Source organism: Olavius algarvensis spirochete endosymbiont (assembly GCA_900608495.1).
Lineage (GTDB): Bacteria > Spirochaetota > Spirochaetia > DSM-2461 > DSM-2461 > UBA2779.
Window position 1 is genome coordinate 1 of sequence record UWYT01000233.1, and the last position, 1,264, is coordinate 1,264.

Sequence of the window (1,264 nt, forward strand, 5' to 3'; positions counted from 1 at the left end):
AGCACCCTCCTGCTATCGATAAGACTGATAGCTCCAGTCCCGCATATTCGTCTATGTCGGCAGAGGATTTTGAGAAAGTTGCAAAAAAAATTAGTATAGCAAAAGCTACGTATATCAGCAAAATTAGTCAGCCTGCAGAGGGGACAGAAACTTCGGAATTTGATGATCCGCGTGAGTTAAATGGTATAGAATGGGGACACAGAGGCATCGATATTGCCAATGATATAGGCACCCCAATCAGAGCCGCCGCTACCGGTAGAGTTTCGAAAGTGGAATATAATGCAAAAACCTATGGCTATTATGTTGACATTGATCATGGGATTGGTATGACGACCCGTTATGCCCACATGGATTCGAAGCCTCCTGTTGTAGTGGGTAATATGGTTCCTCGAGGGGGTGTTATTGGGTATATGGGCAGTTCCGGTAATTCCACTGGCTCTCATTTGCATTTTGAGGTGATTGTGAGTGATAAACCTAGGGATCCGGGAGACTATTTAATAGGAGACGAAGATGTCAAGTAGAATAGGAATTCTATTTTTTCTCATGGTAACCACGGCGATCTATGCGGAGCAAAAGAATGAGAGGTTGACGCCGTTTATTCTCGATAATCTGACACTTGTTGCCGAGAATGAGGAGCGGATTGTTTTTCAGGAGGACTATAGAGATGTCATCAAGAGGAATATCAAGATAGTTCGGGAACATGATGAACAAATAATAAAATTTAAATACAGAGTACTAGATTATGGCTCGTTTGAAATCTTTTTTGATCTAGATTTCAAGGTGCGAAATATCTTTATAACAAAGCTAGGACCCAAGCTTCTTAACGGCATCAGCATTGGTGAGCCGGTGGACAATCTTCTGGAGGATTTCCAAGATGATCCTCGATACAGGATAGAGTATTACGACAACAAATATAATAAATTCGTTATTGGCTTCAAAGAGTGGGATGTTAGAATTTCCCTTCAGGACCCAGGAATACTTGTTAAATACGATGAAGAACGCAGAGTGAGTTATATTAATGCGGGTTATTATCATTGGCCTTGATAGTCGATTCGGCTTGTGAGCGGCAGAATGCGTCTGGCGCTGATATATGAGATGACGCCCCACCACCTGGACGCCAAAACCTGGGCTCCTCCAGGACATCAAGCCTAAACTGAACACGCTTCAGTAAGCATCTTGATGGCTCTATACGTGTGCTTTTTCCAAAATTTCATTCCTTCCCTCCCCTCCCCCGCCAGCCCGTCCTTAGACCATCCTTGGCCAT

Annotated in this window: 2 protein-coding genes; both read left to right on the forward strand. The window is 43.5% G+C overall.

All coding sequences use genetic code 11. The annotated features are described in order from the left end of the window. Positions 1-521, forward strand: a 521-nt coding sequence (locus S1OALGB6SA_RS06730; RefSeq protein WP_230204483.1) for a M23 family metallopeptidase, incomplete at its 5' end; no start/stop codon positions are given. Next, positions 511-1,044: a hypothetical protein gene (locus S1OALGB6SA_RS06735; RefSeq protein ID WP_124032959.1), complete on the forward strand. Its 534-nt coding sequence runs from the start codon at positions 511-513 to the stop codon at positions 1,042-1,044. The genes S1OALGB6SA_RS06730 and S1OALGB6SA_RS06735, both read left to right, overlap by 11 nt. Positions 1,045-1,264 lie beyond the last annotated feature (220 nt).

Excerpts from the sequence above, each read along its gene's own strand:
- S1OALGB6SA_RS06735 (WP_124032959.1), top strand. The coding sequence starts at position 511 with ATGTCAAGTAGAATAGGAATTCTATTTTTTCTCATGGTAACCACGGCG.